This is a genomic window from Halomonas sp. BN3-1, from assembly GCF_003056325.1.
In the GTDB taxonomy this organism is placed as follows: domain Bacteria; phylum Pseudomonadota; class Gammaproteobacteria; order Pseudomonadales; family Halomonadaceae; genus Halomonas; species Halomonas litopenaei.
On record NZ_PYVV01000001.1, the window covers coordinates 1 to 20,539 of the forward strand.

General features: G+C 63.9%; 17 protein-coding genes and 1 rRNA gene. 6 read left to right on the top strand and 12 right to left on the bottom strand.

Annotated features, from left to right (window positions below; translation table 11 throughout):
* The 3 genes from rrf to C9F12_RS00015 form a co-directional block, all read left to right on the top strand.
* Window positions 1-108, top strand: a 5S ribosomal RNA gene (gene rrf, locus C9F12_RS00005); the annotation flags it as partial.
* A gap of 804 nt (window positions 109-912) precedes the next feature.
* Entirely contained in the window at window positions 913-1,791 is an 879-nt protein-coding gene (locus C9F12_RS00010) for an MBL fold metallo-hydrolase (RefSeq protein WP_108447577.1), read from the top strand.
* A gap of 371 nt (window positions 1,792-2,162) precedes the next feature.
* A complete protein-coding gene (locus C9F12_RS00015; protein WP_108447578.1) occupies window positions 2,163-2,651 on the top strand; it encodes a DUF2938 family protein in 489 nt (162 codons plus the stop codon).
* On the opposite strand, the gene C9F12_RS00020 is transcribed toward C9F12_RS00015, so the two are convergent.
* The gene (locus C9F12_RS00020; RefSeq protein ID WP_162816339.1) at window positions 2,638-3,690 is read right to left on the bottom strand and encodes a cytochrome c; all 1,053 of its coding nucleotides are present in this window, start codon (window positions 3,688-3,690) and stop codon (window positions 2,638-2,640) included. The two genes, C9F12_RS00015 and C9F12_RS00020, sit on opposite strands and share 14 nt — an antisense overlap.
* 641 nt (window positions 3,691-4,331) lie before the next feature.
* Here C9F12_RS00020 and C9F12_RS00025 point away from each other — a divergent pair.
* Window positions 4,332-4,772: a hemerythrin domain-containing protein gene (locus C9F12_RS00025; protein WP_108447580.1), complete on the top strand. Its 441-nt coding sequence runs from the start codon at window positions 4,332-4,334 to the stop codon at window positions 4,770-4,772.
* Between the two features lie 100 nt (window positions 4,773-4,872).
* On the opposite strand, the gene C9F12_RS00030 is transcribed toward C9F12_RS00025, so the two are convergent.
* The gene (locus C9F12_RS00030) at window positions 4,873-6,846 is read right to left on the bottom strand and encodes an acyl CoA:acetate/3-ketoacid CoA transferase (protein WP_108447581.1); all 1,974 of its coding nucleotides are present in this window, start codon (window positions 6,844-6,846) and stop codon (window positions 4,873-4,875) included.
* A gap of 301 nt (window positions 6,847-7,147) precedes the next feature.
* Between C9F12_RS00030 and C9F12_RS00035 the strand changes: the two genes are divergently transcribed.
* Window positions 7,148-7,999, top strand: coding sequence for an SDR family oxidoreductase (locus C9F12_RS00035; RefSeq protein WP_045993342.1), 852 nt, complete (start codon window positions 7,148-7,150; stop codon window positions 7,997-7,999).
* Window positions 8,000-8,112: 113 nt separating this feature from the next.
* Here C9F12_RS00035 and cysK read toward each other — a convergent pair whose 3' ends face one another.
* A complete protein-coding gene (gene cysK, locus C9F12_RS00040) occupies window positions 8,113-9,084 on the bottom strand; it encodes a cysteine synthase A (protein WP_108447582.1) in 972 nt (323 codons plus the stop codon).
* A 279-nt stretch (window positions 9,085-9,363) separates the two neighbouring features.
* Complete coding sequence (locus C9F12_RS00045) at window positions 9,364-10,296, bottom strand: alpha/beta hydrolase (protein WP_162816340.1); 933 nt, start codon at window positions 10,294-10,296, stop codon at window positions 9,364-9,366.
* Window positions 10,297-10,703: 407 nt separating this feature from the next.
* On the opposite strand from C9F12_RS00045, the gene C9F12_RS00050 reads away from it, so the two are divergent.
* A complete protein-coding gene (locus C9F12_RS00050) occupies window positions 10,704-11,642 on the top strand; it encodes an oxidoreductase (protein ID WP_108447584.1) in 939 nt (312 codons plus the stop codon).
* 126 nt (window positions 11,643-11,768) lie between these two features.
* Here C9F12_RS00050 and C9F12_RS00055 read toward each other — a convergent pair whose 3' ends face one another.
* The 8 genes from C9F12_RS00055 to C9F12_RS00090 form a co-directional block, all read right to left on the bottom strand.
* Window positions 11,769-12,578, bottom strand: a complete 810-nt coding sequence (locus C9F12_RS00055) for a transporter substrate-binding domain-containing protein (protein WP_108447585.1) — start codon at window positions 12,576-12,578, stop codon at window positions 11,769-11,771.
* 110 nt (window positions 12,579-12,688) lie between these two features.
* Entirely contained in the window at window positions 12,689-14,188 is a 1,500-nt protein-coding gene (locus C9F12_RS00060) for a tripartite tricarboxylate transporter permease (RefSeq protein ID WP_231498630.1), read from the bottom strand.
* Between the two features lie 30 nt (window positions 14,189-14,218).
* Window positions 14,219-14,752: a tripartite tricarboxylate transporter TctB family protein gene (locus C9F12_RS00065; protein ID WP_108447586.1), complete on the bottom strand. Its 534-nt coding sequence runs from the start codon at window positions 14,750-14,752 to the stop codon at window positions 14,219-14,221.
* Complete coding sequence (locus C9F12_RS00070) at window positions 14,749-15,750, bottom strand: tripartite tricarboxylate transporter substrate binding protein (protein ID WP_108447587.1); 1,002 nt, start codon at window positions 15,748-15,750, stop codon at window positions 14,749-14,751. Before C9F12_RS00070 ends, C9F12_RS00065 begins: the two co-directional genes overlap by 4 nt.
* Before the next feature lie 126 nt (window positions 15,751-15,876).
* Window positions 15,877-16,407, bottom strand: a complete 531-nt coding sequence (locus C9F12_RS00075; protein WP_045993337.1) for a chromate transporter — start codon at window positions 16,405-16,407, stop codon at window positions 15,877-15,879.
* A complete protein-coding gene (locus C9F12_RS00080) occupies window positions 16,407-16,973 on the bottom strand; it encodes a chromate transporter (protein ID WP_108447588.1) in 567 nt (188 codons plus the stop codon). The genes C9F12_RS00075 and C9F12_RS00080 overlap by 1 nt, the downstream gene beginning before the upstream one ends.
* Before the next feature lie 3 nt (window positions 16,974-16,976).
* Window positions 16,977-18,638, bottom strand: coding sequence for a gamma-glutamyltransferase family protein (locus C9F12_RS00085; protein ID WP_108447589.1), 1,662 nt, complete (start codon window positions 18,636-18,638; stop codon window positions 16,977-16,979).
* A 238-nt stretch (window positions 18,639-18,876) separates the two neighbouring features.
* Window positions 18,877-20,331 carry a Na+/H+ antiporter NhaC family protein gene (locus tag C9F12_RS00090; protein ID WP_108447590.1) on the bottom strand — a complete coding sequence of 485 codons (1,455 nt, stop codon included), beginning with the start codon at window positions 20,329-20,331 and terminating at the stop codon, window positions 18,877-18,879.
* Between the last annotated feature and the right edge of the window lie 208 nt (window positions 20,332-20,539).

Sequence of the window (20,539 nt, forward strand, 5' to 3'; positions counted from 1 at the left end):
CCATAGCGAGTGGGAACCACCTGATCCCTTGCCGAACTCAGAAGTGAAACCGCTCAGCGCCGATGGTAGTGTGGGGTCTCCCCATGCGAGAGTAGGTCATCGTCAGGCATTTATTCAGAAGAAGCCCAATTCCGAGAGGAGTTGGGCTTTTTCGCATGCATGGGGAAGACCCCTCTCTTTATATGTGGGGCCGCACTGCGTGCGGTCCGGCCGCTCGCAAGCTCGCGTCGTTCGTCACCCCTTGCGGCGTTGCCGCAAAACCCTGGGGTGACTCACCCCCATGCGAGAAACATTGTTATCTTGGTGGCGTCATCCGGCAGTCTTCAGGGAAGAGCGGCGGCCAGGACGGACGGGCGCTGTAGAGCAGAAGGCGGGACCGTCCATCAGGCATTTATTCAGAAGAAGCTCGGTTATCGAGAGATAGTCGGGCCTTCTTTTTGTAAAGAGCGCATGCATGGTCTCTCTACAAGTTCAGCCCCTCTCTTTATATGTGGGGCCGCGCCGATAACCCCCTCGGCGCGGTCCGGCCTGGCTCTTCTCAAGGGCAAGCTCGCGTCGTTCGTCACCCCTTGCAGCTTCGCTGCAAACCCTGGGGTGACTCACCCCCATGCGAGCGACCTTGTTGTCTAAGTGTCATCCTCAGGCATTTAGATAAGCAAAAAACCCAGCTCCGAAAGAGTTGGGGGGATGTCTGTACGATGACCCTTCCTCGTATGCGAGAGTATGCGGAAGGCCGCCCCGGAGAGAGCCGCCCCGACGTCAGGATTTTCTTTAGAAGAAGCCCAATTCCGAGAGGAGTTGGGCTTCTTTCGTTTCTGCTTCCCATGCGGAATGCTGCTCTGGATGGAACAAAGGTGCTAAAGAAAGATCGAAATGGCATATTCATCGTACACAGAGCGAAGGAGGTGCCAGATGCAACGAATTCGTCATTCCGAGGGGCGGCCACAGGTGACGGGGTTCTTCGATACCGCGACATCGAGCGTCCAGTACGTGGTCACGGACCCCGATACCAGACGGTGTGCCATCATCGATCCGGTGCTTGATTTCGATGCGGCCTCCGGTGCGACGTCCACAGCCAGCGCGGATGAACTGCTTGGCTACGTGAAGGAGCACGGCCTCGAAGTCGAGTGGGTGCTGGATACCCATCCCCATGCCGATCATCTGTCGGCGGCGCAGTATCTCAAGCAGCAGACGGGGGCGCCGACGGCAATTGGGCAAAAGATTACCGAGGTACAGGCGCTGTGGAAGGATATCTATCATTGGCCGGAGCTCGCCTGCGACGGTAGTCAGTGGGACAGGCTGTGGGCCGAGGGGGATCGCTTCTCCATCGGTAGTCTCGAGGTCGAGGTGATGTTCTCTCCCGGGCATACCCTGGCGTCGGTGACCTACCGCGTCGGTGATGCTGCCTTCGTCCACGACACCCTGTTTCAGCCCGACTTCGGCACGGCCCGGGCAGACTTTCCCGGTGGCGACGCTCAGGCGTTGTGGCAGTCGATACAGGATCTGCTTGCCTTGCCGGAAGATACCCGCATATTTACCGGACACGACTATCGCCCCGGAGGCCGGGAGCCCCGGTGGGAGAGCACGGTGGCTGAGCAGCGCCGTGACAACATCCATCTCCAGGGTCAGCACGAGGCCGGTTACATCGCCATGCGCAATGGACGCGACCAGGACTTGCCGATGCCTGCGCTGATGCTGCCGTCACTCCAGGTGAATATTCTGGGAGGGCGTTTGCCCAAGGCAGAGTCCAACGGTCGTCGCTACCTCAAGATCCCGCTCAACGCCTTCTAAGCGCCGTGACGCCTGCTGAGAGCGGCCTCCGAGAGCGGAGTCCATGAATATTTCTGCGGCGGGCGCTTGCCGATAGGGTCCGGTGGATATCATCCAGTGATGGTTCCTCGGGCCTTGCCCTTTCGATAGCGACTTCGATATCGACGTCGTTAGCGAGCGCAGGCGCTTGGGCATGCGTTTCTGGTGAAGTGTCTGCTTTCACGCTAGGTTGGTCAGGCGGTTGTCGGCTCAGGTGGCATGAATGGCGCCTCTGCTTGATGGATAGTATTTCCACTTGGCCTGCGCGCGTCGGTGGTGACGCCGATCGTGTGACGGGCGCTTATGCCTTCGGCTCCAGGGCGGTTGATGGAGTCCAGTGTCAGGAGAAAGGGATGTTCGATACGCTTGGTCTTGCCCTGGTGATCGGTGTCGGGGGGACTGCCCTGCTGGATCTGTGGAATTGGCTGTTGAACAAGTCGATAGGGCAACCACTGCCACCCTGGCATCTGGTCGGCCGCTGGTTTTCGGGCTTGCCCAAGGGGAGACTGGTCCATCGGCAGGGGATCGCTTCCTCGCCTGCGATCGGCGGGGAGCTCGCCATCGGCTGGATCATGCACTACGTCGTGGGCGTGAGCTTTGCCTTGGCGCTGTTGTTGGTGTGGGGAGATGGCTGGGCGTTGGCACCGACCTTTGGCCCGGCCTTGATCGTGGGCCTGGTGACGGTAGGCGCGGGCTGGTTCATCCTGCAGCCTGGCATGGGAGTGGGGGTTGCCTGCTCGGGCGCTCCCAACCCGAGCCTCGCCCGCATGAACAACGTGGTGGGCCATATTGTCTTTGCCCTGGGCATGTATCTGACGGCGCGTCTGATCACGGCGGGCTGAGCAGATACCTCGGGGTGAAGCGAGGTTCCAGATAGACAGTCTGGGCCGTCAGAGCAATGCTCTCGAGTGCCTTGTTCAATCGCTCCGGTGTCAGATCGGCCCCCGCTGCAGCCAGGGCTTCTCCGAGCAGGGCGCCAAGGGCGTAGCCGCGCAGGGCTTCGGGCCCCTGATCGTGGAGGGCGGCCCAGCTCAGGGCATCCTGGTGCGGTATGGCGAGGATAACCTCATGGCCGGCTTCTGCCAGGGCAGCGGCGTGTTCGCCGAGATGATCCAGACAACCGACCAGGGTTCTGGGGGTGTCCAGCAGTTCACCATTTTCCAGTTCGTCGACAATATTGTCGCTGGCGACCAGGGTCACATCGGCTGCCGCCGAGAGCGGAAGACTCATGGTCATCAGCCGAAAGCGAAATTCATCGCCATGGCGGCCGAGCAGGCCCACGCGCTGTGCGCTGGTATTGCGCACTTCCTCGACGGCGGCCACCAGGCAGGCGGTCTGCAGGCGCTCTTCCAGCCGGTCATCGATCTCGGCCAGGGTCGTCAACACGTCAGGCCGCGTCGTCACCTCGATACGTCGACCAAAAGCGCCGCCCTGGCTATTGAAGGCAGCAATGGCCGCGCTGAAGCCGATATCCAGGTCCGAATTGCCTGAGATGCCCACCAGCACACGTGTGGGTTCGATGCCGGTGTCCGTCGCCGCCGAGAGCTGTTGCAAGTGGTCGATCAGCGAGTCCAGAACGTCGTCGTCCAGCACGTAACGTGGCATCTGCGCAGACAGTCGGCGTTGATCGGGAGCGATGCCCTGACTCAGTGCCTTCAGCAGACTCGTTCGATCATAGCCAGGCTGGTGGTCTTCGCTGGTCAATGCCGTCCAATGGACAGCAGGTGCAGTGCCATCGATCCCCAGGCCATCGACACCGTGGCAGCTTGCACAGGAGGTATGAGGCGACTCGCCGTGACTTCCCTGCTGGTAGAGGGTCTGTCCTGACGTCAGAGGAGGGGAGTCGGCGGCTCGGGCGGAAAGCACGATGCATGAGGCCATGACGGCAAGTCGAATGCTGGCTCTCAAGGCAGGGTGTCCTCCCGCTATTGCGTGTCCATGTACAGTAACGCAGCTTCCGAGTGGCTGGGCAAGCTACCATCGTCCATCCCCCCGGCTCCTTGCTGCCCACACACTGTAGCCGGGATTGCCGCCTCAGGGCGGCTGACGTCCGAGTTTGTAGTCAGTCGACGCAGCCTCTGTCGGATGCTAACCGACAACCTGTCGGTGCGACTCGAGGTGTTCCCGAAGCCGCACGATTTGGCACGTACCGAGCAAGAATTTGCCAATTGGGTCCGCCCGAAAATGACGTTCGTCCCATTGCTGGCGGTCGTTACCTGGCGCCTCCCGGACGAATCCGACCGGCTAGCGTCCTCAAGCGTTCGCAAAGCGCTCCCGCGGGTTCGCTGAGCAAGCTTTCTTCCCGTAGCCGTCTGGCCTGGGAGTAAAGGCCAGCAGGAGTGGAGAAGAATTGGGCAAAAGACTCGGTAGACTTAGGCGATCGTAGGCTTCGGGTTGCGGATCTTGAACAATAAAACCATCCTTGTATAAGTTTGGTATATGGAAGAGCCGTGACATCGCCATGGAACAGACGCCGTCGACGGCGCGATCCTGGCACCGCTTCTACAAGGAGGAAGAGATCCGTGACCATCTTTGAAGCCCTGCGTGAGAGCCACGACAAGCAGCGCCGCCTGCTGGAACTGCTGGTGGAGACCGAAGGCGACAGTGACGGGCGCGATGAGCTGTTCAAGCGCGTCAAGGAGGAGCTCGAGAACCACGCTGGCGCAGAAGAGCGGGCCCTGTACATGCCGATGATGGAGCATGACATGACCCAGGAGAAGGCGCGGCACAGCGTGGCCGAGCACCACGAGATCGATGAGCTGATCGAGGCGCTCGAGACGACCGACTACAGTTCACCGGGCTGGCTTGCCAGCGCCAAGAAGCTGCAGCATCTGGTCACTCACCACCTCGACGAGGAAGAGCAGGAGGTGTTTCAGCTCGCCGGACGCGCCTTTGACGATGCCACCAAGGCCAACCTCGCTGAAGAGTATCTGCAGGACATGCAGGATCGGGAAGCCGGCTGAAGGCAGACGTTTTTCAAGCCGCTTGCACAAAAGGCGCTGGAGGAAACTCCAGCGCCTTTTTCATGGAGAGCCATCAGACAGCCATATGGTCGCAGAATGGTCAGCTGTCTTGCTGCTCGTCGAGCAGGTGGCTCAGGGCGTCCTTGCGGTTCTCGTAGATGTGCGGTGCATCGGCACGGCGCTCCAGCGCGTCGCCGAGCTTGAGGCGCAGGAAGGCACTGGTGGTGTAGCGAGTGACGCGCTCGTAGAAGCGCTCGGACAATCCGCAGATCATTTCGGTGTAGCGCTCGACCAGGTGCGGCGCGATGGTGAAGTTGTCGTAGTTGACGATGGCATAGACGGGACGGCCCAGGGGCTCAAGCAGGCGTTCGACCTCCCGTTCGATGGTGGCGATGGTGTCATCGTCGTTGACCGCCAGTCCCTCGAAATTGATGAAGAACTGGTAAGTGTCGAGATCGACGCTCAAGCGCTCGGCGATCGGGCGCTCCAGCAGGGTCTCGAGCAGGTCCATGGAGGCGCTGTCGAACAGGCGGGGATCCATGGTGGCAAGGGGCTCGTCGATGTGGGGCCGAAAGTCCATCAGCGCCAGGATGTCGCGCTCCAGTTCCACCCCCGGGGCGATTTCGATCAGCGTCAGCCCTTGCGCACGCAGTTCGAACACGCAGCGCTCGGTGACGTAGAGCACCGGCTGGCCGCGCTTCGCCGCCAGGGGACCGCTGAAGGTGCGGTGCTCGACGCGCTCGACAAACTTGCGCTGGCTGCCGTCGGCGTCGATCTTTAGTCTTCCCGAGTCGATGGACAGCTGGGCACCGGCGGTGAAGGTGCCGACGAACACCAGCCGTTTGGCGTTCTGGCTGATGTTGATAAAGCCGCCGGCGCCGGCAAGCCTGGGGCCGAAACGGCTGACGTTGACGCTGCCCTCCTGGTCGACCTGGGCGAGACCGAGAAAGGCGATGTCCAGGCCGCCGCCATCGTAGAAGTCGAATTGGCTTGGCTGGTCGATGATCGCCTGGGTATTGATGGCGGCGCCGAAGTCGAGCCCGCCCGCCGGCAGCCCGCCGATGACGCCGGGCTCGGCGGTCAGCGTCAGGTACTCCAGCAGCCCTTCCTCATTGGCCACGTTGGCGATGCCCTCGGGCATGCCGATGCCCAGATTGACGATGCTGTTGGGACGAAGCTCGAAGGCGGCGCGGCGAGCGATGACCTTGCGCTCGGTCAGCGAGAGGCTGGCGATGTCATTCATCGGCGCCTTCAGTTCGCCGGCGAAGGCACGACTGAACTGGGTGGCGAAGGTCTGCCAGTGATGCTCGGGCTGTGCCAGCACCACGGCGTCGACCAGCACGCCGGGGATCTTCACGTCCTTGGCCTTGAGGGTGCCTCGTTCGGCCAGACTCTCGACCTGGACGATGACGATGCCTCCGGAGTTGTGCACCGCCATGGCAATGGCCTGCATCTCAAGAAACAGCGCCTCACGCTCCATCGTCACATTGCCGTCGGCGTCGGCGGTGGTCCCGCGCAATAGCGCGACCTGAATCGGCTGAGCCTGGTAGAACAGGTACTCCTCGCCATCGATAGGCATCAGCCGCACGCGATCTTCGGTGGTGCGCTCGTTGATCTTGCCGCCCCCCTGGCGTGGGTCGACAAAGGTATCGAGCCCCACCTTGGTCAGGGTGCCCGGCTTGCCGGCGGCGGTGTCGCGAAATAGATGGGAGATCACGCCCTGTGGCAGGTTGTAGGCCTCGATCTGGTTGTCGATGGCCAGCTTCTGCAAGCGGGGCACTAGCCCCCAGTGGCCTCCGATGACGCGCTTGAGCAGTCCCGGGTGACCGAAGTGATCGACGCCACGGCCCTTGCCGTCGCCCTGGCCAGCGGCGTAGATCAGCGTCAGGTCACGAGGATGGCCGGACTCCACGAAGCGTTGCTCCAGCGCTACCGCCAGTGCCTCGGGAAAGGCCACCCCGACGAAGCCGCCGGTGGCAAGGCTGTCGCCGTCACGGATCAGCTGTACCGACTCCTCGGCACTGACCACCTTGTTGCGTTGGCGACTGACGCTGGGAGGAGTGCGATGGGGCATGGGTGTTCCTTTTCAAGCCATGGGGATAGGGGGCACGTCGGCACGCAGAGCCTATGGACCAGTGTGAGCGACATGAAGGCGGCGAGAGGTCGAGATGCTTGACGGTGCAAAGTCGTTGCTTGCCACTTGAAGTCAGTCGCTGACTGTCCCACTCTGTACAAAAATGGTACACAACCTTCACGTCACGTGCAGAAAAGGGCTTCTGCCGCAGACGCGTGTTGCGTACCGCCGGCCCCCAGGGATGCCCGTGGTGGCGGGGGCCATGACGTTCGCCATGTCGATGAGCCGAAGGAGTGGATCCATGTCTACACAGCAACCCCCTCAGCAACAGCATCGTCAGCCCGGCAGCGAGTCGGCCATGCAGCCCGAGCCGGAGGTGATCCGGGACAGCTACCGTGGCAGCGGCAAGCTGGACGGCAAGGTGGCGCTGATCAGCGGCGGAGACAGCGGTATCGGTCGCTCCGTGGCGGTGCACTATGCCCGTGAGGGCGCGCACTGCGCCATCGTGCATCTGGAAGAAGATCAGGACGCCGAGACCACCCGCCAGATGGTCGAGAAGGAAGGCGGTGAGTGCCTGGTGCTCAAAGGGGACGTCGGCGATGCCGACTTCTGTCGTCAGGCCGTGGCCAGCACCATCGAGCGCTTTGGACGGCTCAATATCCTGGTTAACAACGCCGCCGAACAGTATGACTGGTCCGATATTACCGAGGTGGATGATGCGCAGCTGGAGCGGACCTTCCGCACCAATGTCTACAGCCACTTCTATCTGTCCAAGGCGGCGGTGCCCCACCTCGACGCCGGCGATACCATCATCGCTACCTCCTCGATCAATGCCTTCAAGGGCAATGACACCCTACTCGACTACACCGCGACCAAGGGGGCGGTGCAGGCACTGGTACGTTCGCTGGCGGCGACCCTGATGGATCGCGAGATTCGCGTCAACGCAGTGGCGCCGGGGCCGGTATGGACGCCGTTGATCCCGGCGAGCTTCGACGAACAAAAGGTCGCCGAGTTCGGTGGTCAGGTGCCGATGAACCGGGCAGGCCAACCCAGCGAGATGGGGCCCGCCTATGTCTATCTGGCCAGCGAGGAGTCGTCTTACATGAGTGGTCAGACGCTGCACCTCAATGGCGGCGTGGTGCTCAATACCTGAGATGCCGCGGGAGGCTGCGCGACTCGCCTCTCCAGCGGCAGCGATGAAAGGCGGGATCGAAATGACAGGCGAGCCGGCACGGGCCGGCTCGCCTGTTGACCGTCTGGGCGACGTTACTGGTTGAGTTCCTGCTCGGTGAACAGGTCAGCGAACAGCGCCGAGCTCAAATAGCGCTCAGCGCTGTCTGGCAGTACCACCACGATATTCTTGCCGGCGAACTCAGGCAGCTTGCTGACACGCACCGCAGCCTCGACCGCTGCCCCGCAGGAAATGCCGCAGAGGATGCCTTCCTCACGCATCAGTCGATGGGCCATGGCCATGGCGTCCTCGTTGGTGACCGTCTCGACGCGATCGACCAGATCCATGTCCAGATTGTCCGGCACGAAGCCGGCACCGATGCCCTGGATTTTGTGGGGAGCGGGCTTGAGTTCCTTGCCTTCCCTGGCCTGGGTCAGGATGGGGGAGTCGGTGGGCTCCACCGCCACGGTGGTGATCGCTTTACCCTGGGTCTTCTTGATGTAGCGCGAGACCCCGGTCAGGGTGCCCCCGGTGCCGACGCCAGCTACTAAGACATCGACCTCGCCGTCGGTATCGTTCCAGATCTCGGGACCGGTGGTGGTCTCGTGGATGCGCGGGTTGGCCGGGTTGGAGAACTGCTGGGGCAGGAAGTAGGTCGACGGATCGGACTTGGCCATCTCTTCGGCCTTGGCGATGGCGCCGGGCATGCCCTTGGCCGGTTCGGTCAGCACCAGTTCGGCGCCCAGGGCCTTCAGTACCTTGCGCCGCTCCAGGCTCATGGAGGCCGGCATGGTCAGGGTCAGCGGGTAGCCCTTGGCGGCGGCAACGAAGGCCAGGGCGATGCCCGTATTGCCGCTGGTGGGCTCGATGATGGTCATGCCCGGCTTGAGCACGCCGCGTTCCTCGGCATCCCAGATCATCGCCGCACCGATCCGGCACTTGACGCTGTAGGCCGGATTGCGCCCCTCGATCTTGGCCCAGATCGTGGCGCCTTCATTGACCCGGTTCAGCCGCACCAGCGGGGTGTTGCCGATTGCCTGGGCATTGTCGTCGTGGATGCGAGCCATGTCTGACCTCCGTTGCAGGGCCCCGGGTAGCCAGTACAGGCGAGTCGACCAGGGGCAGATGATGGATGCGAAAGAAATCTATCGAGCGTCCACTATGCCTCAGGTTGGCGCCCGCCACGAGAGAGCGAGGGCTCGCTTACCGCCAGGGGAATTAAAGCGGCTGGCGAAACAGCACGCGCCCGCATCAAGCGGGCGCGTGATCGGCATGGTGAACGCCGTCGCCGTTCAGGACCCAAGGTCGGGTCTTCCGGCGAGCAGCGCTGGCAAGGGCGGAACCTCCTACTGCCGGTCCCACGCAACGAAGGCGTCGACCACCTCCTGTGGGCGCTCCAGCGGATAGAAGTGGCTGGCGTCCAGATATTCCCAGGTGGCGTGGGGCATGATGCGGGCCAGCGCCACGCCGGAGACGTAGGGCGGCTGGAAGGGGTCATGCACGCCCCACAGCAGCATCGCAGGCTTGTTCCACATCACCATCTGAGGTGAGGCCTCAAGGGTGAGGCGGTTATCCATGGCCTTGAGGTACTCGATGAAATGGTTGCGGGTCGACTCGTTCTCGGCATAGTTGCCGTAGAGGTCCTCGAGGATCTCGTCGGTCAGGGTCTCCTCCGGCTGCATGAGACCTGCCGAGGCGAAGTTCTTGACGATCTCGCGGACGTTGTCGGCACTGAAGACCTGGCTGGCCTCGGCGGACTTGGCCTTGGCGATGGCGGCGTTGGCCTCAGGGACCGGCCACATGTCGAGCACGGCGGAGTTGCCGATCACGATCTTGCGGACCTGGTTCTGCTCCTTGAGCTCGGGATCGGTCACCATGATCTGGGCGATGCCGCCTCCCAGGTCGTGGCCGAACAGGATGTAGGGGCCGGGCATGACCTGATTGGCGAAGTCGGTCATGATTTCGGCCTGGCCCTTGAGCGAGTGGTCGGCATCCATGGGGCCGTCGGTGTAGCTGAGCCCGAGTTGGCCGGGCGCGAAGACGTGATAGCCCTGTTCCGCCAGCAGCGGGCCCACCCGGGAGAACAGCACGCTGTTGAGCGGAATGCCATGGATTAGCATGACCGCCGGGTCACCAGGCTCGCCCCATTCGCGATAGGCGACGCGAAAGTCTCCTACATCAGCAAACTGACGGCCGGGCATCTCGTCGGCAAAGGCCGCAAGTGGTGTGATGGCAAGGGCGAGCGACAGGGCAAGGGCGTTGATCGTGCGGATGGGCATGGCGGCTCCTGGGACGGTTATCGATAGCGCTGGCGCCGATGAGCACGGTCGTGATGGCGGTGGCGCAGGCACGAGTGTCAACGGCGGTGCTGACATGGGAGACGGTGGCCGGCCGAGGGCCGAGGCCAGTCGCTTCAAAGGCACTTCATACTCTAGATCAGCGTTACCCGATAAGAAGCCCCCCTGGATTGTCCAAGCATGTTTGAGCATAACGTGATGAAAGCTCGAGTCTGTGCCTTCTCTCCGAGGCCTGTGCCTCTTCACCATGGTCGGGGCTAAAAGAGCACAAGATCGAGCACCTACCTCGAAAGGTGAGTGCCATCTTCGAATTCAAACGCGCTAGCGTGGTAACCGAATCCATGAAATAGGGAGCTTGGCCGTTGAACCATCAAGGGACTGAAAGGTGCGTGCTGGTGACAGGGGCGTCGTCAGGGATCGGCGAGGCGATCGTCACCGCGCTGCTCGAGCAGGGGTTTATCGTCTATGCAGGCGCGCGTAGGGTCGAGCGCATGAGCCACCTGGCTGATAAGGGCGCCCGGGTGCTGGCGCTGGATATCACCGACGCCGACAGCATTGCCGCGGTGCTGACACGTATCGAGCGCGACGGCGTCGAGCTCGATGGGTTGGTCAACAACGCCGGCTACGGCAGCTATGGCGTGCTGGAGGAAGTCCCGATCGAGGAGGCCAGGCGTCAGTTCGAGGTCAACGTGTTCGGGCTGATGGCGTTGACTCGGGAGGTCTTGCCCGGCATGCGACGTCGACGGCGCGGTCGCATCGTCAATATCGGCTCCATGGCCGGCCGTATCTGGTTTCCGGTGGGTGGCTGGTACCACGCCACCAAGTACGCGTTGGAAGCGCTGAGTGATGCCCTGAGGGTCGAGACGCGCCCCTTTGGCCTGTCCGTCAGCCTGATCCAGCCCGGGGTGATTCGCAGCGAATGGGCGGCGATTGCCCGCAAGCCCTTGTGCGAGAACCCTCCCGAGGCGCCCTATGCGCGGATCAAGCGCGGCATGGCCGCCATCCTTGCCGATCACTCCCGGGCCGGCACCCCCGAGATGATCGCCGAGGCGGTGGTCCATGCCCTGACCGCCAGTCGCCCACGTCGACGCTACGCGCGGCCTCGGGACGCCAGGATATTGATCTTCCTGCACTGGCTTTTACCCACCTGGGCGTGGGAGAGAGGCGTCAGGTGGTTGCTGGCACGCTATGCCCGCAGAGCGAGTGACGACAACGGCGGCGGTGCTAGTGTCGACGGAGACGAGGCCGGCCCTGACAGCGGCCCGGAAAACAGCAACGAAAGCGGTAATCCACGCGACGGCGAAAAGCGGGGTGAGGCGGAAAGCTGAGCCGACGCCGGTCAGAACAACGTGGAAAGCATCGAGGGAAGCATCGAGGGAAGCTACAAGGGAAACCACGAAGGAAACGACAAGGGCCCGCCATGCTCAGGCGGGCCCTTGTGATTGCCATGCCGGTTACTGGCGACTGGCGGGGCGCAGGTCGTAGTCGAAGTACTGCTCCATCAGGCGCTGGAAGGTGCCGTCGGCGTAGACCTCGTCCAGAGCCTGGTTGAAGGTCTCGGCCAGGGCTTCATCGCGGGGGCGCACGGCGATGGCATTGCCGCGCCCGAAGATCGATTCTGGCGAATTGATACGCTCGCCGACCTGGGTGAAGTCGCCATCCTCGGCCTTGATATCCAGCGCCTCGATGGCCACCGGGTAGTTGATGAAGGCCAGGTCCAGACGCCCGCTTTCCATGTCGAGGGCGACCTCGTCGGCGGTGGCGTAGCGGCGGATATCGAGGGTGTCGCGATATCGCCCGGTGATGTAGGTGTCCTGGGTGGTACCGCGCTGGACGCCGACGGTCATGCCCTCGAGGCTTGCCAGGTCTTCCGGGTCGACGGCCTCGCCGCGACGGGCCACCCAGACCTTGGGCGACATGGCGTAGGGCTCGCTGAAGCGAACCTGGCGTTCACGCGCTTCGGTGATGCGCATCGACGACAGGATGGCGTCGTACTTGCGTGCCAGCAGGCCGGGGATGATGCCGTCCCAGCCCTGGACGATCCACTCGCAGTCCAGTTCGGCGCGTTTGCACAACTCGTTGCCCAGATCGATCTCGAAGCCCGCGAGTTCGCCGTTGGCGTCGCGGTATTCGAACGGTGGATAAGGCACATCGACGGCGATACGCACCTGGCGAGCCTCGTCGCCGAAGGCGGCGGGCATCGTCAGCATCGTCGCGCAGGCGATGGCCAGGGGGGACAGCAGACGCTGGGAGAAAGAGCGCATGGGGAACCTTGTCGTCAGGGAAGAAGGGGGAGGGGTTATCGTTATGGTGACCGTCGACGGGGCCAGCAGGGCCCCGTCGAGGGTCTGTCGGGTGATTGGCACCCAGGCCGTCAGGCCGCCTGCAGGCGCTTGGCGCGACGGTGGTGGCGTACCGCCAGCACGATCGACAGTGCCGCCAGCAACAGCAGGCCCAGCGATATCGGACGGGTGAAGAACAGCGTCCAGTTCTCGTCAGACATCAGCGCGCGGCGCAGGTTGGTCTCGGCGATGGGGCCGAGAATCACGCCCAGTACCAGCGGTGCCAGCGGGTAGTCCAGCTTGCTGAGCACATAGCCGAACACACCGACGCCGAGCAGCAGGTAGATGTCGGTGACCCGGTTGTTCAGCGCGAAGGCACCGATCACGCAGCACACCAGGACCACCGGCACGATGATCGACTTGGGCACCTCGGTGACGCGCAGAAACCAGCGCATGCTGAACAGACACACCACCAGTACCATCAAGGCGGCCACCAGCATAGCCATGAACATGCCGTAGACCAGATCACCGTGATCCATGATCAGGCGCGGACCGACGCCGATGCCATGGACCATCAGCGAGGCCATCAACACCGCGTCCACCGCGCTGCCGGGGATACCGAGGGCGATCATCGGAATCAGGCCGCCACCGGAGGTGGCCGAGTTGCCGGACTCCGAGGCGATCACCCCTTCCGGCGTCCCGGTGCCGAAGGCCTCCGGGGTCTTCGAGGCGCGCTTGGCCTGGTCATAGGCCAGCAGGTTGGCGATGCTGCCGCCGGCGCCGGGCACCGCACCGATGAACACCCCGACCAAGGAAGAGCGCACCAGGTTGACCGGATAGCTGAGCGTTTCCTTCAGCGCCGCCATGGGGTTGAAGTTGACGTCGTCGGGCATCAGCGCCTTGCCGTGCTTGACGCCCTCGGCGTCTTCCACCTCGGACAGCAGCTGGCTGACGGCGAAGATGCCGATCAGCACCACCAGGAAGGGGAAGCCGTTGGCGAGCAGGTCCGAGTCGAAGGTGAAACGTGCCACCCCCATCATCGGGTCGGAGCCGACGGTGGCAATGAACAGTCCCAGTAGGCCGGTCATCAGGCCCTTGAGCATAGACTTGCCGACCAGGCTTGCGACCACCGTCATGGCGAAGATGATCAGCGAGAAGTATTCCCAGGCGCCCAGTTTGACGGCGATCAGCGCCAGCGGTGGGGCGGCGATGATCAACACCACCACGCTGACCAGCGCACCGAAGAAGGAGGCCCAGATACCCAGCGCCAGGGCGCGGCCAGGCTCGCCCTTGCGCGCCATCGGGAAGGCGTCGAAGGTGGTCGCCACCGACGACGGCGTGCCGGGGATGCCGAGCAGTGCGGCGGAGATCAGGCCGCCGGTGTAACCGCCGACATAGACCGCCAGCATGGTGGCCACGCCCTGCAGCGGGTCCATGGTGAAGGTCAGCGGCAGGGTCAGCACGATGGCCATGGTGATGGTGAAGCCAGGAATCGCCGAGGCGATGACGCCGGCGATGACACCCAGCAGCATGGCGATCATGGTCGAGAGCGTAAACAGTTGGTCCATGCCGGACAGCAGCGCATCCATCATGAGCAATTTCCTCGAGGAGTCGTTGCCGCCTCAGCCGAACAGGCCGCGGGGCAGGCTGATGACGAAGACGTCGCGGAAAAGGGTGTCGACCCCAAGCGAGAACACCAGGGCGACCACCACAGCGATGGCCAGGGCCTTGAGCGAGCGCGCGCCCAGAAGCCATTGACCCGCCAGCAGGAAGGCCAGCGAGGCCAGGCTGAAACCCAGCCAGGGCAGGGCGATGATGTACACCGCAAACAGCGCCAGCACAGCGAAGGCCAGCCGGTGACGCCAGATCCAGGCGCCGACCTGGCCGCGCTCACCGGCGCTCTGGCGCAGGAAGGCACGCGCCTCCTTGAAGGCGATGGCCAGGTTCAATGCCACCAGCGCCGCCAGTACCAGCCGCGGGAAGCTGCCCGAACCCAGTGGTTCCCACATCGACGATGGCAGCGCCTGGGCCCTGACAAAGAGCGCGGTGAACAGCGCCGCCAGGGCGATGTTCAACAGCATATGGGCCAGGGGACCACCCCGGCCCGGGGCGTGCCGCTCCCCGGAAGGGGAGCGGTCGGTGGTGCTCTGGCTCATCGTGCAAGCTTCCCTGACAGACGCTCGATGGTGGCGTTGCTGGTCTCGAGGTACTCGGCGAACGCCTCGGGGCCTTCGAACACCACACTGGCGCCGGCGTTGTGTACCGACTGGGCGAAGGCCTCGTCCTGGCTCATGGCCTCGAAGGCCTCGGCCAGGGTGTCGATGCGTTCTTCCGGGGTGCCCTTGGGTGCCAGAATGCCGCGAATGATGTTCAGCTTGAGCTCAGGATGGCCGAGCTCGGTGAAGGTCGGTACGTCCGGCGCTTCGGGCTGGCGCTCCTCGCTGCCCACCGCCAGGAATCGCAGGTCACCGTTCTTGACGAACTCGCCGCTTGAGGAGATGTCGCCGATGGCGGCGTCGATGTGGCCGCCGACCAGGGCGCGGATGCGCGAGCCGGTGCCCTCGAAGCCGACGTAGCGGAATTGCAGGTCTTCGGCTTCTTCCATCATGGCGGCGTGGATATGCGGCACGCCGCCCAGGGTCACGCCGAAGCGGACCTCACCCGGATTGGCCTTGGCGTACTCGACGAACTCCTCGAAGGTGGTGTAGGGCGCGCCGGCAGGAACCGTCAGGTACTGGGGCGACTGGGTGACGCCGGCCACCGGTTCGAAGTCATCGTAGTTGAGCGGAGTCAGGCCGGTGTGGTGGGCCACCATCAGACCTTCGTGGACCTGACCGATGGTGTAGCCGTCGGCGTCACGCCGGGACAGTTCCTTGAGGCCAGTGGTGCCGCTGACCCCGGGCATGTTGATCACGGGGATCGGCTGACCAAGCTGGGATTCGGCGTGGTTGGCGACCAGGCGCATCAGGGTGTCGCTGCCGCCACCCGGCGACCAGGGCACGATGAATTCCACCGGCTTGTCAGGGTAGGCGTCCTGGGCCACGGCCACACTGGCGGCGGCCAGGGCGGAGGCAGAGACCACCAGGGCCAGCGCGGTCCGGGTGCAAGAGCGGCGGGAAAGAGCGGTCTTTGACGGGGTACGGTGCAGGGTCATGGGATTGTCCTGTGCGTTGAGGGCTTTTGTCTGTGATTGTTGGGATGGATGGTCGGGTTGATTGTTATGGGTGGATCGAAGGTCACGCGTGTTGTTGTGGATGGATCGGTGGTGTCGTGTCGTCTCTCAGCCCAGCAGCAGGGCGCCGTAGCCGAGCCCGAAGCACACCACCAGGGCCGGGTGTACGCGGGTCTTGAGCAGCAGCAGTGCTGCCACAGCGGCGATGATCAGGGTGTGCACCAGGCCCGAGGTCGCCATGCCCTCCTTGAGGAAGCTGACGGTCAGGTAGGCCATCAGCACCATGACGACAGGACGGACCCACTGGCTCATGGACTTGACCTTGATCGAGTCACGGTAGCGATAGAGGGTGCCCAGGGCCGCCAGCATCAGCAGCAGCGAGGGTCCGACGGTGGCCAGTACCGCCACCATGGCACCGCCGGCGCCGGCTACCTCATAGCCGATGTAGCCGGCCATCTTGGTGGCGATGGGGCTCGGCAGGGCATTGCCCAGCGCCAGCGTCTCGGCGAAGCCCTGATGGGTCATCCAGCCATAGGTGCCGACCACCTCGTTCTCGATCAGCGGAATGATCGCGGGCCCACCGCCGTAGCCGACGATATTGGGGATGAAAAAGGCCAGAAACAGCTGCCAGTAGATCATCAGGAGCGACCTCCTTCAGGGGCGTTGCGGGGCTTCTCGGGCCTGAGCAGAGCGGCGATCAGAATGGCGCCGATGATCAGCCCAGGGTGTACGCCAAGACCATAGATCAGGCCACCGGCGGCCACTCCCATGACCAGGGTGGCGACCACGCCGAGCCCGGCCCGGGACTTCTGGAAGAAATCGAAGGTCAGCTGGGCCATCATCACCATCACCACCGGCACCACGCCCAGCCCCATGCCCTGCACCCAGCGTTGGTCGCCGTAGCGGCTGTAAAGGCCGAGCAGCGCGATCATGGCGAAGATCACCGGCACGATCACCGCCACCACCGCATTGATGGCGCCGAACACCCCGCCGACCCGATAGCCGATGTAGCCGGCCATCTTGGTGGCGATGGGCCCCGGCAGGGTATTGCCGATGGCCAGGACATCGGCGAAGGCGTCGTCGTCCATCCAGGCGTGGCGCTTGACCACCTCCTGGTGGACCAGCGGAATCATCGACGGACCGCCGCCGAAGCCGAAGATGCCGATGCGAAAGAAGGCGGCAAATAGCGAAGCTTGTACGCTCATGGGTCAGAGCACCGCGATGGTGGCGTCGGTGCGGGGCTCGGTGCCGCCACAGTAGATGCCGGTCTCGGGGTCACGCAGGATCACCTGGCCACGGCCGTAGCTGCGGCTGTCGGTATCCACCTGCATGCGATGACCACGGGCCGCCATGGCACGTACCAGCGGTGCCGGATAGCCGTGCTCGATACCGATGGTGCGACCGCCCATCCACTGCCAGCGCGGTGCGTCCAGCGCCGACTGGGGGTTGAGGCCGAAGTCGACCAGGTTCATCACCACCTGGACGTGGCCCTGGGGCTGCATGAAGCCACCCATCACGCCAAAGGGCCCCAACGCCTTGCCGTTTCGGGTCAGGAAGCCCGGGATGATGGTGTGGAAGGTCTTCTTGCCGGGCTTGAGCACATTGTCGTGACTCTCGTCGAGGCTGAAGTCGTGGCCGCGGTTCTGCAAGGCGATGCCGGTTCCCGGCACCACGATGCCGGAACCGAAGCCGTGATAGTTGCTCTGGATGAAGGACACCATGTTGCCGTCCGCGTCGGCGGTGGCCAGATAGACGGTGCCACCGGCCCTGGGCTTGCCCGGCTGCGGGTCGATGGCCGCGTCCTGGATCAGCTCGCGACGGGCCTCGGTGTAGGCGTCGGACAACAGCTCCTCGACCGTGTAGGTCATGGCCTGTGGCTCGCTGATATGGGTCTTGCCGTCGGTGTAGGCGAGCTTCATCGCCTCGAGCTGACGATGCAGCAGTTCCGGGTCGTCGCGGTGGGACGCCGGATAGCCATCGAGCAGGCGCAGCGCCATCAGCGCCACCAGGCCCTGGCCATTGGGCGGGATTTCCCAGACGTCGACGTCTCGGTAGCGGGCCGAGATCGGGGTGACCCACTCAGGCTGATAGGCCGCCAGGTCGTCCTTGCGCAGATAGCCGCCGGTGCGACGCGAGAAGGCGTCGATGGCCTCGGCCAGCTCGCCGCGGTAGAAGCTCTCCGCCTGACTCTCGGCGATGGCCTCCAGGGACCTGGCCTGGTCTTCGTTGCGAAACCACTCACCGGCGTCGGGAGCGCGGCCATCGAAGGTAAAGGTGTCGAACCAGGGCTGGGTGGCTTCGCCTTCGAGATGCTTGTGGAAGGTCGCGGTGTCGCGCTGCCACAGGCTGGCGATGACCGGAGACACCGGAAAACCGTCGCGGGCCAGGCGAATGGCGGGTTCGAGCAGGGTCTTGAAGTCCAGCTTGCCGAAGCGGCGCGACAGTTCGGCCCAGGCGGATGGCGTACCGGGCACCGTCACCGGGGTCCAGCCGTAGAGCGGGACCTTGTCGTGGCCGGCCTCGACCAGCGCTTCCCGGTTCAGCGCCTGGGGCGCCACGCCGCTGGCGTTGAGCCCGTGCAGCTCGCCGTTGCCCTGATCGTCGTTGGCGATCCACACCAGCGCGAAGGCGTCGCCGCCGATGCCGCAGCCGGTGGGCTCGACCACCGTCAGCGCGGCGGCGGTGGCGATGGCGGCGTCCACCGCGTTGCCGCCGCGGGCAAGCATATCGCGGCCGATCTGCGCGGCCTGGGGCTGGGACGCCGCCACCATGCCATCGCGAGAATAGGTCGGGCTGCGCCGGGACGGGTAGGGCGTGGCATCGGGGTAGGGAGTGGACAGGGAGCTGGGGTTCGCGCGCTGGGAAGACATGGCGTCTCTCTTCAAGGTGGCTGACTCGAGGTCGCTGATCCAAGCTGGATCGGGTCAATCGTTATTGGTGTTAAAAATCGATTTTATGACCCGACTATGCCGCGCCCTCGAAAGGCCGTCAATCCCCTGAAGAGCGATCCAACGGTTCGGGGCCCGGCAAGGCGGGCCCCGAGAATGATGGCGGGTTTGATGTTCATCTTGGACGCGATCCAGCGGTGACGCAGGCCCTGGCGGAATATCAGGCCCCGGAGGCGGAGCCGGCCGGCTGGCGCTCGTCGCTGCCATGACCCAGGGTCAGGCCGGTGAGTACATAGAGCAACGAGAAGGCGATGGCGCCGTAGCAGAGGATGGCATAGACGAAGAAGTCGGCGGTGGCGACCCCCAGGGTGGCGGCGGTGAAGGCGCCGGTGACGCCCCAGGGCACCAGCGGCGACAGGGTTGTGCCGGTGTCCTCGAGGATACGTGACAGGTTCCTGGTCGGGCTGCCACTGCTGGCGACCAGCGGGCGCAGCAGCGGGCCAAGCAGCGAGAAGGTCACGTAGTAGCTGCCGGTCAGCAGAAAGGCGAGGCTATGCAGCGCCATGGAGCCACCGAGCACCTGGCGCCGTCCGGCGTGGCGTCGGGCCAGGTAGGCGATGGCGGCGTCCAGGGTGCCGGCACTCTTGAACGGGGCCCCCAATACGGCGGCGGCGATCAGCACCGCCACGGTGGACATCATGCCCTGCAGGCCACCCCGGGACAGCATCTTGTCGACCATGGCGACCCCGGTATCGGCGACGAAGCCTGCGTTCATGGCGGAACCGATCTCGGAAAGGCTCGCGCCCTGGAGCACCACCCCGATCAGCGCCGCGCTGAAGATGCCGAGCATGAAGGCGGGCAGCACCGGCTTCTTGGCCAGGATGCAGCCGAACACCACCAGGGGCGGCAACAGGGTCAGCAGGTTGTCGCTGAAGGTGGCGGCCAGGGTGTCGATGATCGCCTGGGTCTGGGTCGACATGCCGTCACCGGCGAGGGTCGCCCCGGAGGTGGCGACGTCGCTGCCGAGCCAGGCGTAGACCACCAGGGCGATCAGGTAGGCCGGCAGGGTCGAATACAGCATATGGCGGATGTGGGTGATGATATTGACCTCGCATACCGCCGAGGCCATCACCGTGGTATCCGACAGCGGCGACAGCTTGTCGCCGAAGAAGGTGCCGGTGACGATGGCACCGGCGGCGTAGGCCGGGGGAATGCCGAGTCCCAGCGCGACCCCCATCAGTGCCACGCCGATGGTGCTGAGGGTGCCCCAGGAGGTCCCGGCCATGACCGACATCAGCGAGCATGACAGGCAGGCCACGACCAGAAAGAGCCCCGGCGTCAGCGACTCGAGGCCCAGGGTGACCATGGCAGGAATGGTGCCGGAAAGCATCCATACCCCCACCATCATGCCGACGCTCATCAGGATCAGAATGGGCACCAGCATGGCCTGGATGCCCTTGAGCAGATCACTTTCAAGGCGGGACCAGGCGATCCCCCAGGCAAGGCATAGCGTCATGGCGATGGCGCCGGCAACGATCAGCGCCACCGCGGTGGGAATGCCAAGACCCATGATGCCGACCAGCAGACTGCCGATGGCGGCGATGAGCAGAATCAGATGGCGAGGGCCAGACAGCGAGACAGCGGGCGCTGTCGAAGGGGAAGCGTCTTGGGACATGGGCGTGTTCCGTTGCTGTTGTTGTGGTGAAGGGGACAGGCTCCGCCCTGTTGGGTCAGGGTTTTCTGTGTCGGGGCATTCTGTGCCAGGGCCTGTTTTGTCAGAGATATCGACCCTTGTGGAAGAAATATCTCGATCGTTGTAAGAAATATCGTCTACTATATTTAATATCGATATTTTGGAAAAACTATGGCCCAGCGCTTGGCGA